The 13,253-nt window shown below is 74.6% G+C and carries 10 protein-coding genes; 3 read left to right on the top strand and 7 right to left on the bottom strand.

Features of this window, described 5'->3' with window-relative positions; translation table 11 throughout:
* Positions 1-34: 34 nt before the first annotated feature.
* The 5 genes from ACIQUR_RS07340 to hutU all read right to left on the bottom strand — a co-directional run bounded on the left by ACIQUR_RS07340 (position 35) and on the right by hutU (position 6,433).
* The gene (locus tag ACIQUR_RS07340) at positions 35-706 is read right to left on the bottom strand and encodes a peptidase (protein ID WP_403659683.1); all 672 of its coding nucleotides are present in this window, start codon (positions 704-706) and stop codon (positions 35-37) included.
* A gap of 160 nt (positions 707-866) precedes the next feature.
* Positions 867-2,039: an imidazolonepropionase gene (gene hutI, locus ACIQUR_RS07335; protein ID WP_403659680.1), complete on the bottom strand. Its 1,173-nt coding sequence runs from the start codon at positions 2,037-2,039 to the stop codon at positions 867-869.
* 88 nt (positions 2,040-2,127) lie between these two features.
* Entirely contained in the window at positions 2,128-3,528 is a 1,401-nt protein-coding gene (locus tag ACIQUR_RS07330) for a formimidoylglutamate deiminase (RefSeq protein ID WP_403659677.1), read from the bottom strand.
* Complete coding sequence (locus ACIQUR_RS07325; RefSeq protein ID WP_403659859.1) at positions 3,519-4,709, bottom strand: allantoate amidohydrolase; 1,191 nt, start codon at positions 4,707-4,709, stop codon at positions 3,519-3,521. The genes ACIQUR_RS07330 and ACIQUR_RS07325 overlap by 10 nt, the downstream gene beginning before the upstream one ends.
* A 59-nt stretch (positions 4,710-4,768) precedes the next feature.
* Entirely contained in the window at positions 4,769-6,433 is a 1,665-nt protein-coding gene (gene hutU, locus ACIQUR_RS07320; RefSeq protein ID WP_403659674.1) for a urocanate hydratase, read from the bottom strand.
* Positions 6,434-6,538: 105 nt separating this feature from the next.
* On the opposite strand from hutU, the gene ACIQUR_RS07315 reads away from it, so the two are divergent.
* On the top strand, positions 6,539-7,900 hold the full coding sequence (locus tag ACIQUR_RS07315) for a diaminopimelate decarboxylase (protein ID WP_403659671.1): 1,362 nt from the start codon (positions 6,539-6,541) through the stop codon (positions 7,898-7,900).
* 253 nt (positions 7,901-8,153) lie between these two features.
* Here ACIQUR_RS07315 and ACIQUR_RS07310 read toward each other — a convergent pair whose 3' ends face one another.
* Positions 8,154-8,999, bottom strand: a complete 846-nt coding sequence (locus tag ACIQUR_RS07310; protein ID WP_403659668.1) for a MurR/RpiR family transcriptional regulator — start codon at positions 8,997-8,999, stop codon at positions 8,154-8,156.
* 181 nt (positions 9,000-9,180) lie between these two features.
* Here ACIQUR_RS07310 and ACIQUR_RS07305 point away from each other — a divergent pair, with 181 nt between their 5' ends.
* Entirely contained in the window at positions 9,181-9,549 is a 369-nt protein-coding gene (locus tag ACIQUR_RS07305) for a hypothetical protein (protein WP_403659665.1), read from the top strand.
* Between the two features lie 474 nt (positions 9,550-10,023).
* On the opposite strand, the gene ACIQUR_RS07300 is transcribed toward ACIQUR_RS07305, so the two are convergent.
* Positions 10,024-11,409: a cystathionine beta-synthase gene (locus ACIQUR_RS07300; protein WP_399950208.1), complete on the bottom strand. Its 1,386-nt coding sequence runs from the start codon at positions 11,407-11,409 to the stop codon at positions 10,024-10,026.
* A 137-nt stretch (positions 11,410-11,546) separates the two neighbouring features.
* On the opposite strand from ACIQUR_RS07300, the gene ACIQUR_RS07295 reads away from it, so the two are divergent.
* A complete protein-coding gene (locus tag ACIQUR_RS07295; RefSeq protein ID WP_403659662.1) occupies positions 11,547-12,569 on the top strand; it encodes an SGNH/GDSL hydrolase family protein in 1,023 nt (340 codons plus the stop codon).
* Positions 12,570-13,253: the final 684 nt, after the last annotated feature.

Raw genomic sequence — 13,253 nt, 5'->3', positions numbered from 1 at the left:
CGCGGATCGGCGTCGTGGCGTGCGGCGGCGCCGGTCAGACCCGCGATCCCTGGCCGCGCCGGGTCAGCCACAGGACCCCGGCCGCGCCGCTCAGCAGGACGGTGCCGCCGAGGGTGCCGAGGGCGAGCGCGGAGTCCATGGGCCCGGTCCGGGGCAGGGTGGCGGCCTTCTCGGCGGTCTGCGGCCTGGCCCCGCCCGCGGCGGTGACGTCCATCCGGAGGGACGGGCCGGGGCTGTTGCCGGGGGTGCAGGTGGTCTCGGTCATCATCGCCTTGATGGTGAGGACGTCCGCGGTGAAGGTGACCGTGCCGCTCTTCTTCGGGGTGTAGGTGCCCGACAGGTCGCTGATCTTGATGGGCGTGTTGGCGGGCGCGGCCACGGCGTTGGGCGGTCCCGAGACGGCGACCGTGCCGGTCTCGGCGCCGCCGACCCGGATGACGGCGCTGGGGTTCATCGCGCCCTTGCCCAGCTCGATGGGGCTGGAGGAAACGCCCTTCCGGAAGGACATCGTCAGCGTGTAGGAGTCGCCGTTCCTGACGGCGGTGATGTCGATGGGCGAGACCGCGGACTTCGGCCCGATCGGGGTCTTGCAGTCGTACTTGACGTCGACGACGTCGGCGTGGGCGGCGGGGGCGGCCATCAGTACCGCCGAACCGGCCAGTGCCGCGGCCAGCGCGAGCGCGGCGGAGCGTTTCTGCGTGGACACCTCTGAGTTCCCCTCGGACCGAAGTTACTGACGACACATCAGATTGGGCGCTCAAGGTACGCCCGGGGCCCTGCCGAGGGAAGACAAAGGACGAGCCGGATCGGCGGGTGCCGTCCGGCTCGTCCTGGCGGTCGTACGGGGGCCGCGCCGCCCGTCGCGGCTACGCCACCCGCGCGCCCCGCTGCCAGACCGCCGAGACCAGCGGGACGCCGGGGCGGTAGGCGAGGTGCACGTGGCTGGGCGCGTCGAGGAGCGCCAGGTCGGCGCGGGCGCCGGGGGTGACGGTGCCGATGTCGGTCCGGCGCAGGGCGCGGGCGCCGCCGGCGGTGGCCGACCAGAGGGCCTCGTCCGGCGTCATCCCCATGTCGCGGACGGCGAGCGCGATGCAGAAGGGCATGGAACTCGTGTACGAGGAGCCGGGGTTGCAGTCCGTGGAGAGCGCGACGGTGGCTCCCGCGTCCAGCAGCCGGCGGGCGTCGGGCCACTGGGCACGGGTGGAGAACTCGGCGCCGGGCAGCAGGGTGGCCACCGTGTCCGAGTTGGCGAGCGCGTCGACGTCCGCGTCGGTGAGGTGGGTGCAGTGGTCGGCGGAGGCCGCGCCGAGCTCGACGCCCAGCTGGACGCCCGGACCGAAGCTGAGCTGGTTGGCGTGGATGCGCGGGACGAGCCCCTTGGCCTTGCCGGCGGTCAGGATGGCGCGGGCCTGGTCGCCGTCGAAGGCGCCCTTCTCGCAGAACACGTCGACCCAGCGGGCGTACGGGGCGCAGGCGTCCAGCATCTCGCCGGTGACGAGGGCCACGTAGCCGGCCGGGTCGTCGGCGTAGTCGGGGCTGACGATGTGCGCGCCGAGGTAGGTGACCTCGTCGGTGTGGGCGGCGGCGACGCGCAGGGCGCGGGCCTCGTCGGCGACCGTGAGTCCGTACCCGGACTTGGTCTCGAAGGTGGTGGTGCCCTGGCGGCGGGCCTCGTGGAGGTGGCGCAGCAGGTTCGCCTCCAGCTCCGCGTCGGTGGCGGCGCGGGTGGCGGCGACGGTGGTGCGGATGCCGCCGGCGGAGTAGCTGCGGCCGGACATCCGGGCGTTGAACTCCTGGGTGCGGTCGCCGGCGAAGACGAGGTGGCTGTGGCTGTCCACGAAGCCGGGGATCGCGGCGCGGCCTTCCGCGTCGTACGACGCGTCCGCCGACGGGGCCTTGGCGGTGGGGCCGACCCATGCGACGCGGTCGCCTTCGAGGACGACTGCCGCGTCCCCGACCAGGCCGAGGCGACTGCCGTCGCCCTGGGCGGGGTCGTTGGTGACGAGACTGCCGATGTTCTTGATGAGGGTGGTGGTCATGCGGGTTCCTCTCAGGGCGTTGGCAGTCCCCCACCCCGCCCCTTCCCGGAGCCCCGGGGAACGGAGGATGGGCGGGTGGGGGAACTCCTCAGCTGCGGACGGCGGCGATGGCTTCGGCCAGGGCCGACGGGACGTCCGGGACGGACTGGTGGGCGCCGTCACGGACGACCTGGCGGCCGCCGACGAAGACGTGCCGGACGTCGGCGGCGGTGGCCGCGAAGACCGCCGTTTCCGCGCCCAGACGCGGGAGCGGGCCCGCCGTGCGGACCGAGTCCAGCGCGATCGTCGTCAGGTCGGCCAGCGCACCCGCCTCGATCGTGCCGGCCTCGGACCAGCCGAGCGCCGCGTGGCCGTCGGCGGTGGCGGCCCGCAGCAGCGCGGCGGCGGTCCAGTGGCCGCGCGTCCGGCTGGCCAGGCGCTCGTTGAGCTCCATGGCCCGCGCCTCCTCCAGCAGGTCGATCACCGCGTGGCTGTCGCTGCCCAGCGACAGCGGCGAGCCGGCCCGCTGCAGGCGCACGGCCGGGCCGATGCCGTCGGCGAGGTCGCGCTCGGTGGTCGGGCACATGCAGGTGCCCGTGGTGGTGCCGCCGAGCAGCGCGATGTCCGCGTCCGTGAGGTGCGTGTTGTGGACGCCGGTGGTGCGCGGGCCGAGGACGCCGTGGTCGGCCAGCAGGCGGGTCGGGGTGACGCCGTGGGCGGCCAGGCAGGCGTCGTTCTCCGCGGGCTGCTCCGAGAGGTGCACGTGCAGCGGGGCCTGCCGCTCCTCGGCCCACCGGGCGACGGTGGACAGCTGGTCCGCGGGGACGGCCCGTACGGAGTGGATCGCGGCGCCGATCCGGGCGTGCTCGCGTTCCTTGAGGGCCGACGCGCGCTCCGCCCAGGCCTCCGCGGTGCCGTCCGAGAAGCGCAGCTGGTGCGCGTTCGGGGCCTCGCCGAAACCGGAGGAGAGGTACGCCGTGTCGAGCAGGGTGATGCGGATGCCGGCCTCGGCGGCGGCCGCGATCAGCGCCTCGCCCATCGCGTTGGGGTCGGCGTACGGGGTGCCGCCGGGGGCGTGGTGCACGTAGTGGAACTCGCCGACCGAGGTGATGCCGGCCAGCGCCATCTCCGCGTACGTCGCACGCGCGAGCGAAAAGTAGTTCTCCGGGGTGAGTTTCCGGGCCACGCCGTACATGACCTCGCGCCACGTCCAGAACGAATCCGGCGCACGCCCCATGTCTTCCGCCGCGCGCGTTCCCCGCGGATGTGGGGGTGATCCGGTCCCCGAGCCGACCTGCACGGTGCCGCGCAGAGCTCGGTGGAAGGCGTGGCTGTGACTGTTGGCCAAGCCTGGAATCGTCAGCCCGCGCAGCACCTCTGCGCCAGGGGGCGGCACCTCCGTACCGGTGCGGACGGCGGTGATGCGGCCGTCGGCCACGTCCAGGGCGACGCCCGGCTCCACATGGGTGCCGAGCCAGGCGTGCTCCAGCCAGAGAGTGGTCACCGGCATGCGAGACCTTCCAGTACGTCGGCGAGGGCGAGGACACCGGCGACGCAGTCGTCCTCGGCCGCGGTTTCGGCCGGGGAGTGGGAGACGCCGGTGGGGTTGCGTACGAACAGCATCGCGGTCGGGACGGACTCGGAGAGGATTCCGGCGTCGTGTCCCGCCCCGGTGCCGAGGACGGGGACCTGCCCGCCGAGGATCCGGTTCAGCTCGTCGCGCAGGGCGTGCTCGAACTCCACGACCGGCGTGAAGGACTCGCGCACGATGGAGAGGTCGATGCCGTCGCGCTCGGCGGTCTCCCGCGCGGCCTTCTCGATGGCGGTGACGACCGTGTCGAGGGTGGCCTGGTCGGCGGCCCGGGAGTCGAGCCAGCCGCGGACGAGGGAGGGGATGGCGTTGACGCCGTTCGGCTCGACGGCGATCTTGCCGAAGGTGGCGACGGCGCCGGCGAGCGCGGCCTCCTGGCGGGCGGCCAGGACGGTCTGCGCGTACGTGAGCATCGGGTCGCGGCGGTCCACCAGGCGGGTGGTGCCCGCGTGGTTGGCCTCGCCGTGGAAGTCGAACCGCCAGCGGCCGTGCGGCCAGATCGCGGAGGCGATGCCGACCCGGTCGCCCGACAGGTCCAGGGCGCGCCCCTGTTCCACGTGCAGCTCGACGAACGCGCCGATGCGGGCCAGCCGCTCGGGGTCGGGCCCGATGGTCTCCGGGTCGTACCCGGCGGCCGCCATGGCCTGCGGGAGGCTGGTGCCGTCCGCGTCGCGCAGCGCGTACGCCTGCTCCTTGGTCAGCCGGCCCGCCGCGAGCCGGGAGCCGACGCAGGCCAGGCCGAAGCGGGCACCCTCCTCGTCGCCGAAGTTGGTGATGGCGAGGGGCTTGGTGAAGCGGGCGCCGCGGGCGCGGAGTTCGTCCAGGGCGGCGAAGGAGGACACCACGCCGAGGGGGCCGTCGAAGGCGCCGCCGTCGGGAACGGAGTCCAGGTGGCTGCCGGTGACGACGGCGTCGCCGGCCGCGGGGTCGCCGAGCCAGGCCCACTGGTTGCCGTTGCGGTCCACCTCGTAGACGAGGCCGCGGGACTCGGCCTGCGCCCGGAACCAGTCACGGCAGTCCCGGTCGGCCCCGGTCCAGGCGTACCTGCGGTACCCGCCGGTGTCTGCGTTGCGGCCGATGGGCCGGAGCTCGTCCCACATGGTGTGGAACGAGGCCCCGGCCCCCGGCGCGGGGGCCGGGGACCGGTCGTCGGACGAGGTCACGCGGAGTCACCCTCGCGCATCGGGACGCGGACGCCCTTGGCGTCGGCGACCGACTCGGCGATGTCGTAGCCGGCGTCGACGTGGCGGATGACGCCCATGCCCGGGTCGTTGGTGAGGACGCGGCGGATCTTCTCGCCGGCCAGCGGGGTGCCGTCGGCGACGGTGACCTGGCCGGCGTGGATGGAGCGGCCCATGCCGACGCCGCCGCCGTGGTGCAGGGAGACCCAGGAGGCGCCGGAGGCGACGTTGACCATGGCGTTCAGCAGCGGCCAGTCGGCGATCGCGTCGGAGCCGTCCAGCATGGCCTCGGTCTCGCGGTACGGGGAGGCCACCGAGCCGCAGTCGAGGTGGTCGCGGCCGATGGCCAGCGGGGCGGCCAGCTCGCCGCTCGCGACCATGTCGTTGAAGCGCTCGCCGGCCTTGTCGCGTTCGCCGTAGCCGAGCCAGCAGATGCGGGCGGGCAGGCCCTGGAAGTGGACGCGCTCGCCGGCCATCTTGATCCAGCGGTGCAGGGACTCGTTCTCCGGGAAGAGCTCCAGGATCGCCTTGTCGGTCTTGGCGATGTCCGAGGCCTCGCCGGACAGGGCGGCCCAGCGGAAGGGGCCCTTCCCCTCGCAGAACAGCGGGCGGATGTAGGCGGGGACGAAGCCGGGGAAGGCGAAGGCGCGGTCGTAGCCGGCCAGCTGGGCCTCGCCGCGGATCGAGTTGCCGTAGTCGAAGACCTCGGCGCCGACGTCCATGAAGCCGACCATGGCCTCGACGTGCTTGGCCATCGACTCGCGGGCGCGGGTGGTGAAGCCGGCCGGGTCCTTGGCGGCGGCGTCGGCCATGTCCTCGAACGCGACGCCGACCGGCAGGTACGACAGCGGGTCGTGGGCGGAGGTCTGGTCCGTGACGATGTCGATCGGGGCGCCCTCGGCGAGCATCTGCGGGAGCAGCTCGGCGGCGTTCCCCAGGAGGCCGATGGAGAGCGGGCGGCGGGCGTCGCGGGCCTCGGTGGCCAGCCGGAGCGCGTGGGCGAGGTCGTCGGCCTTGACGTCCAGGTAGCGGTGCTCGATGCGGCGCTCGATGGCGCGCGGGTCGACGTCGATGCAGATCGCGACGCCGTCGTTCATCGTGACGGCCAGCGGCTGGGCGCCGCCCATGCCGCCGAGGCCGGCGGTGAGGGTGATGGTGCCGGCCAGGGTGCCGCCGAACTTCTTCGCGGCCACGGCGGCGAAGGTCTCGTACGTGCCCTGGAGGATGCCCTGGGTGCCGATGTAGATCCAGGAGCCGGCGGTCATCTGGCCGTACATGGTCAGGCCGAGGTGCTCCAGGCGGCGGAACTCCTCCCAGTTGGCCCAGTCGCCGACCAGGTTGGAGTTGGCGAGCAGGACGCGGGGGGCCCACTCGTGGGTCTGCATGACGCCGACCGGGCGGCCGGACTGGACCAGCATGGTCTCGTCCTGCTTGAGGGTCCGCAGGGTGCGGACCATGGCGTCGAAGGAGCGCCAGTCGCGGGCGGCCTTGCCGGTGCCGCCGTAGACGACGAGCTTGTCGGGGTGCTCGGCCACCTCGGGGTCGAGGTTGTTCTGCAGCATCCGCAGGGCGGCCTCCTGCTGCCATCCCAGGGCGCTGAGCTCGGTACCGCGCGCGGCACGTACGGGGCGGGGTCCTGACATGGCGTTGCCTCCTGAGGATGTTGGTCAATCCATTCACATCCTGGCGGGCTGAATAGATTCAGTCAACAGCTGCGCGGGGGACTCCCCGGTGATTGGCTGGGTCCCATGGCCGCAGACCGGGCACCGGAAAGCTCCGCGCAGGACGCCGTCGTACGCCGTGACCTGGCCGTACGCGCCGCCGTCGACCAGGGACTGATCGGCGGCGGGGACGGTGACGAGCCGCTGGTGTGCCTGCTGGACGTGGCGGGGATCCGCGCGTCGGCCGCCGCCCTGACCGCCGCCTTCGCCACTGCCCTGCCCGCCGGCACGCCCGTGCTGCACGCCTTCGCGGTGAAGGCCGCGCCCCTGGTGCCGGTGCTGCGGCTGCTGGCCGACGCCGGGCTGGGCTGCGAGGTGGCCAGCCCCGGGGAGCTGGCACTGGCCAGGGCGGCCGGGGTGCCGCCCGAGCGGACCGTGCTGGACTCCCCCGCGAAGACGCCGGCCGAGCTGCGGGAGGCGCTGGCGCTGGGCATCGCGGTGAACGCCGACAACGCCCAGGAGCTGGCCCGGCTCGACGCCCTGGTGGGCTCGGCCCCGACCCGCTCGCCGCTGGGGCTGCGGATCAACCCACAGACCGGGGCGGGTGCGATCGGCGCGCTGTCCACCGCCACCGCCACCTCGAAGTTCGGCTTCGCGCTGCGGGACGCGGGGATGCGGGAGTGGCTGGTCGCCGCGTACCGGGACCGTCCCTGGCTCACCCGGCTGCACGTCCACTCCGGCTCCCAGGGGGTGCCGCTCGCCCGGATGGCGGAGGGCGTACGGGAGGTCCACGCCCTGGCCGGGGAGATCAACGCCGCGGCCGGGCGGCGCCAGGTCGACACCCTCGACATCGGCGGGGGGCTGCCGGTCGACTTCACCTCCGGCACCGGGTCCCCGACGTACGCGGAGTACGTCGGCGCCCTGCGGTCCGCCGCGCCGGAGCTGTTCGGCGGCGGCTACGGGCTGGTGACCGAGTTCGGGCGGTCACTGCTGGCCAGGCACGGGCTCGTCGTCACCCGGGTGGAGTACACCAAGGCCTCGGGCGGCCGGGCCATCGCGGTCACCCACGCGGGCGTCCAGCTCGCCACGCGGACCGTGTACGTGCCGGAGGCCTGGCCGCTGCGGGTGCTGGCGTACGACGCCAAGGGCACCCCGAAGGAGGGACCGCCGGTGGTCCAGGACGTCGCGGGCCCGGCCTGCTTCGCGGGCGACCTGCTGGCCGCGGGGCGGGCGCTGCCGGAACTGGCGCCGGGCGACCTGGTCGTCGTACCGGACACGGGCGCGTACTGCTTCGCCACCCCGTACGGCTACAACAGCCTGCCGCGCCCGGCCGTCCACGGCTTCATGGTCGACGGGACCGGCGTCCGCTTCGCGCTGGTGCGCGAGGCGCAGGGGGCGGCGTCGATCGTGGCGGAGGCGGGAGGCGGGCAGCGGGACGCGCTGCTGTAGGGCGTGGGCGGGGCAGCGGCATGGGCTGCCGTAGGACAGGGGCCGGGGCGGGCCGTGCCGGGCCTGGCGGCCGGGGCCACCACCGGCGGCCGTAGGCCCTGTCTTTCGGATCACGCCGGGCTCGCGGGGCCTGGCACGCACGCTCGCCGCGTTGTCGTCGGTCGCCAACGCTCCGCGTTGACTCCCTCCTCCGCCTTGCGATCGCACGCACCAGGCCCCGCTCCCTGATCCGGCCTGATCCGAAAGACAGGCCCTAATCGACGAACAGGCCCCGGGCCGCCGCCTTCGCGTCGAACTCCTCCAGGCGTGCCTGCGCGTCCGGGAGGGCGTCGGCCATCGCCTCCAGCAGCACCCGGCCCAGCAGCATCGGCGAGCACGCCGTGTCGAAGGCCAGGCCGGTGCCCACCGCGGCCGGGATGAGGAGGTCCGAGACGCGGGCCACCGGGGCGAAGGCCGAGTCGGCGACCGTGACGACGGTCAGGCCGGCGTCCCGTGCGTGTTCCAGGGCCTCGACGACCTCCCGCGGATGGCGCGGCAGCGCGAAGCACAACAGCGCCGTGGCGCCGGCCCGGACGGACGCGTCGATCCGGTCGGCCAGCATCGAGCCGCCCTCGTCCAGCAGCCGTACGTCCGGGTGGACCTTGGCCGCGAAGTACGCGAAGCCGCGGGCCTGCGACGAGGCGGCCCGCAGGCCGAGCACGGGCAGCGGGCGGGACGCGGCCAGCAGGCGTCCGGCCTCCTCGACCGGCGCCGGGTCGGCCAGCATCGCCGAGAGGTGCCGCAGGTTGTCGATCTCGGCCTGCACGGCCTGCTGGTAGGAGTTGTACGAGTCCTCCGCGCCGGTCTCGGGCGGTGCCGCGGCCGGGGCCACCTCGCGCAGGTAGCGCCGGAGCGCCGGATAGCCGTCGAAGCCCAGCGCCACCGCGAAGCGGGTCACCGAGGGCTGGCTGACGCCGGCCAGCTCCGCGAGCTCCACGCTCGACAGGAAGGGCACGTCGGCGGCACCGCGCACCATGCAGTGGGCGATCCGCCGCTGCGTCGGCGTCAGGCGGTGCCCCTCGAACAGCTTCTGCAGCCGCGCTGCCGGGCTGTCACTCATCCGCCCCTCCCATCCATTCAGTCACCCTGCACTGTGCATGCATCTATGCAGCACGGCAAGCGGCGACCGAGGGGCGGATAGGGGTGCTGGCCCCAGTGACCCGGAATGCGGTCCTTCCTACCGTGGCGGACGTGGGCACCCGGAGACCCGGGCGCCCGGGCACCCGAGGAGGACGGTCGTCATGGACGCGGTGGACAAGGACGTGCTGAAGAAGGACCTGGAGGCGACGCTCCAGACCCGCCGCGACCTCGGTCCGGAGTACGAGCCCGCGCTGGTCGAGTCCTTCCTCGACAAGGTCGACGTACAGCTCACGCGCCGGCTGGCCGAGCAGCGCGTCGCGGCCGCGCGCGGCACGGACCAGGGCCCCGACCTGCGGGGGTTCGGCGCGCGGTACGGGTTCGCGGCGCTCAGCCTGGTGCTGGCGGTCCCGCTGTCGGCGATCGGGGTCGCCAACGCGGGCATCGGGGGGCTGCTGGTGGCCTGGGGCGGCATCCTCGGCGTGAACTTCTGCGCGGCCGCGAAGTCCTGGCGCCGCGACGCGGAGGGCTGACCTCCGCGGGGGATCCCGCGCCTGCGCGGGTCCGGCTCGGCGGGCCGCGCCGGGTCCGGGGCCGGGGTCTGGCGCGGGGACCGCCGCACCCCCGGGGCGGGCCCGGGGGGCGGGACGACGGCGGTCCCCGCGGAGGACACGGGCTCCGGGTCAGGGCCGGTGCCGCGTCCGAGGCTGCCTGGAGGTCCGGGAGCCGCTCCGGAGGTTCCTGGCGCCGTTCTGTGCCGCCGGCCGGCCCCTCCTCGGGCCCTGCCGACGCACACCACTGTGCCGGAGGCGTGTTAAGCCGGTGCTGCCGTCACGTGTCGCGCTCGTACCGGTTTCGCGAAACCCACCGCCGGTCCGCCGCGGCCGTCACCGGTCCACCCCGGCCCCTCGCCGGTCCACCGCCCCCGGCCCCTCGCCGGTCCACCGCCCCCGGGCCGTCGTCGGCCCGCCGCGTGGGGCGGGCCGGCGACGGGCCGGGGCCTGCCGCTACTTCGCGCCCTTGGCCAGGAAGGCCAGCAGGTCCTGGCGGCTGACCACACCGGTCGGCTTGCCCTCGACCAGCACGATCGCGGCGTCCGCCTCGCCCAGAGCGGCCATCAGGTCGGACACCGGCTCGCCGGAGCCGACCTGCGGCAGCGGCGCGCTCATGTGCTTCTCCAGCGGGTCGGACAGGGCGGCCCGCTGCGCGAAGAGCGCCGACAGCAGCTCCTTCTCGACGACCGAGCCGATGACCTCGGCGGCCATCACGTCCGGGTGGCCGGCGCCCGGCTTCACCACGGGCATCTGGGAGACGCCGTACTCGCGCAGCACCTCGATGGCCTCGCCGACGGTCTCCTCGGGGTGCATGTGCACCAGGGACGGCATGCTGCCGCCCTCCTTGTCGGCCAGGACGTCGCCGATGCGGGCCGCCGGGCCGGCCTCCTCCAGGAAGCCGTGACCGGCCATCCACTCGTCCGAGAAGATCTTGCTCAGGTAGCCCCTGCCGCTGTCGGGGAGCAGTACGACGACCACGTCGTCCGGCCCGAGGTCCTTGGCGACGCGCAGCGCGGCCACCACGGCCATGCCGCAGGAGCCGCCGACGAGCAGGCCCTCCTCCTTGGCGAGGCGGCGCGTCATCTGGAAGGAGTCCTTGTCGGACACCGCGATGATCTCGTCGGTGACGTTCGGGTCGTAGGCGGTCGGCCAGAAGTCCTCGCCGACGCCCTCGACCAGGTACGGACGGCCGGAGCCGCCGGAGTACACCGAGCCCTCGGGGTCGGCGCCGATGACCTTGACCGTGCCGCCGGACACCTCCTTGAGGTAGTTGCCGGTGCCGGAGATGGTGCCGCCGGTGCCCACGCCCGCGACGAAGTGGGTGATCTTCCCCTCCGTCTGCTCCCACAGCTCGGGACCGGTGGTCTCGTAGTGCGAACGGGGGTTGTTCGGGTTGCTGTACTGGTCGGGCTTCCAGGCGCCGGGCTCGCGGGCGAGGCGGTCGGACACGTTGTAGTACGAGTCCGGGTGCTCCGGGTCGACGGCGGTCGGGCAGACCACGACCTCGGCGCCGTACGCGCGCATCACGTTGATCTTGTCCGTGGACACCTTGTCAGGGCAGACGAAGATGCACTTGTAGCCCTTCTGCTGGGCCACGATGGCGAGTCCGACACCGGTGTTGCCGCTCGTGGGCTCGACAATCGTGCCGCCGGGCTTCAGCGCGCCGCTCTGCTCGGCGGCCTCGATCATGCGGACGGCGATGCGGTCCTTCACGGACCCGCCCGGGTTGAAGTACTCGACCTTGGCGAGAACCGTGGCCTGAATGCCTTCGGTCACGTGGTTGAGCTTCACCAGCGGGGTGTTGCCGACGAGGCTGATCATCGAGTCGTGGAATTGCACCATGTTCTCCAGGGAGGGGACTCCACGGGTTCTCCGGGAGGCACCGCCAGAGTAAGCCGAAAGCGATTGGCGGACCGGCGGTACGGGGCAGGTAGAGGCATGTACGGCCGGGTCGCGACGAGGAGGTGGCCGGAAGGGTGTCGAGAGCGAGGACGGCGCGCCGCATCGCGGCGGGCGCCGCTTACGGCGGTGGCGGCATCGGTCTGCTCGGGGCTGCGGCCGTGGGGCTGGTGCTGGCCGAGGTGCAGCTGGCGAAGCGCGTGGTGGGGACCGGGCAGCCGGATCCGCCGCGGGCGGACGGCCGGTACGGCTCCGAGTTCGGCGGCCCGGACGCGCGGCCGCTGAGGCTGGCCATGCTGGGCGACTCCACCGCGGCCGGACTGGGTGTCCACCGGGCCGGGCAGACCCCGGCGGCGCTGCTGGCCTCCGGGCTGGCGGCGGTGGCGGAGCGGCCGGTGGAACTGCGGAACGTGGCGCTGTCGGGAGCCATGTCGGACGACCTGGACCGGCAGGTGGGTGTGCTGCTGGCGGACCCGTCGGCGTACGCGCCGGACGTCTGCGTGATCATGATCGGCGCGAACGACGTGACCCGGCGGATGCCGCCGACGCAGTCGGTGCGGCTGCTCACCACCGCGGTGCGGAAGCTGCGGGCGGCGGGGGCCGAGGTCGTCGTGGGCACGTGCCCCGACCTGGGGACCATCGAGCCGGTGTACCAGCCGCTGCGGTGGGTGGCCCGGCGGGTCTCGCGGCAGCTGGCCGCCGCGCAGACCATAGGGGTGGTCGAGCAGGGCGGGCGGACGGTGTCGCTGGGCGACCTGCTGGGGCCGGAGTTCGCGGCGAACCCGCGGGAGCTGTTCGGGCCGGACGCGTACCACCCGTCGGCGGAGGGGTACGCCACGGCGGCGATGGCCGTGCTGCCGACGCTGTGCGCGTCGCTGGGTCTGTGGCCCGAGTCGGACCGGCTGGACACGACCCGGAACGAGGACATGCTGCCGGTGGCCAAGGCGGCGTCCGCGGCGGTGGCCGTGGCGGGTACGGAGGTCACGGCGGCCCGCGCGCCGTGGGCCCTGCTGAAGCACCGGCGCCGGCGGCGGGTGGCCGCGCTGGAACCGGCCGAGGTCACCCCGGCAGCGGCCCAGAACCCGTCCCCCCAGCCGTAACCCCGCGGGGCCCAACCGTCCCCCTCCCGATCCCGGCCCGGCACCGGGGGGCGCCGCGCCCTGGCCCTCACCGGCCGGGCGCCGGGGGGCGGGGGCGCCGCCCCGCTGCCCCGCACCGGCCCGGCACCGGGGGGGCGGGGGTGCTGCCCCGCGGGCCCGGGCTCCCGGGGCGCCTGCCCCGGCCCCGACACCGGCCCCGCGGCTACGCCGGCACCAGGGAGCCAACCCATGGCGGCCGGCCCGCTGCTGCGAGCAGCGGGTGCTGGGGCCCGTCCTGCGGACGGCCGGCACTGCGGCGGCCGGTGCTGTGGGCGCGCCGTCCAGCGGGCGGCCCGCCCTGCCGGCGCCGGTACTGCGGGCCGCCCGTCCTGCGGGGCGTCGAGGGGCGACGGAGCTCCTGGGGCCCCACACGGCCCCTGGAGCCTCTCCAGGCCCGTTGGGGGACCCCCGCGGCCCCCTGAGGCCGTTCGGGGGCGACGGCGCCGCTGGGGCGCCCTGCGGGGCCGGCCCCACCCCACCCTTCTCCCGTTCACCGTGGGCTGCGCCCCCGGGCCCCCGCCGGCACCCCCGAGACCGCGTCCGGGCCGCGGAGGCACAGCGAGGTACAGCCCGTGGGGTTCGATCGAGGGACACCCTCGACCGGAGGGTCAGGGGCCGGGCCCCTGCGGGGGCGCGGCCGGGGGC

Origin of the sequence: Streptomyces sp. NPDC101132 (assembly GCF_044759225.1) — a bacterium.
Taxonomy (GTDB): domain Bacteria; phylum Actinomycetota; class Actinomycetes; order Streptomycetales; family Streptomycetaceae; genus Streptomyces.
This window is presented reverse-complemented; position numbering and strand designations above follow the sequence as displayed.

Bases quoted from the DNA above. Each gene is read 5' to 3' on its own strand.
- hutI (WP_403659680.1), bottom strand. From the start codon at position 2,039: ATGACCACCACCCTCATCAAGAACATCGGCAGTCTCGTCACCAACGAC.
- ACIQUR_RS07310 (WP_403659668.1), bottom strand. From the start codon at position 8,999: ATGAGTGACAGCCCGGCAGCGCGGCTGCAGAAGCTGTTCGAGGGGCAC.
- ACIQUR_RS07330 (WP_403659677.1), bottom strand. From the start codon at position 3,528: ATGCCGGTGACCACTCTCTGGCTGGAGCACGCCTGGCTCGGCACCCAT.
- ACIQUR_RS07305 (WP_403659665.1), top strand. From the start codon at position 9,181: ATGGACGCGGTGGACAAGGACGTGCTGAAGAAGGACCTGGAGGCGACG.
- ACIQUR_RS07315 (WP_403659671.1), top strand. From the start codon at position 6,539: ATGGCCGCAGACCGGGCACCGGAAAGCTCCGCGCAGGACGCCGTCGTA.
- ACIQUR_RS07325 (WP_403659859.1), bottom strand. From the start codon at position 4,709: ATGTGGGACGAGCTCCGGCCCATCGGCCGCAACGCAGACACCGGCGGG.
- hutU (WP_403659674.1), bottom strand. From the start codon at position 6,433: ATGTCAGGACCCCGCCCCGTACGTGCCGCGCGCGGTACCGAGCTCAGC.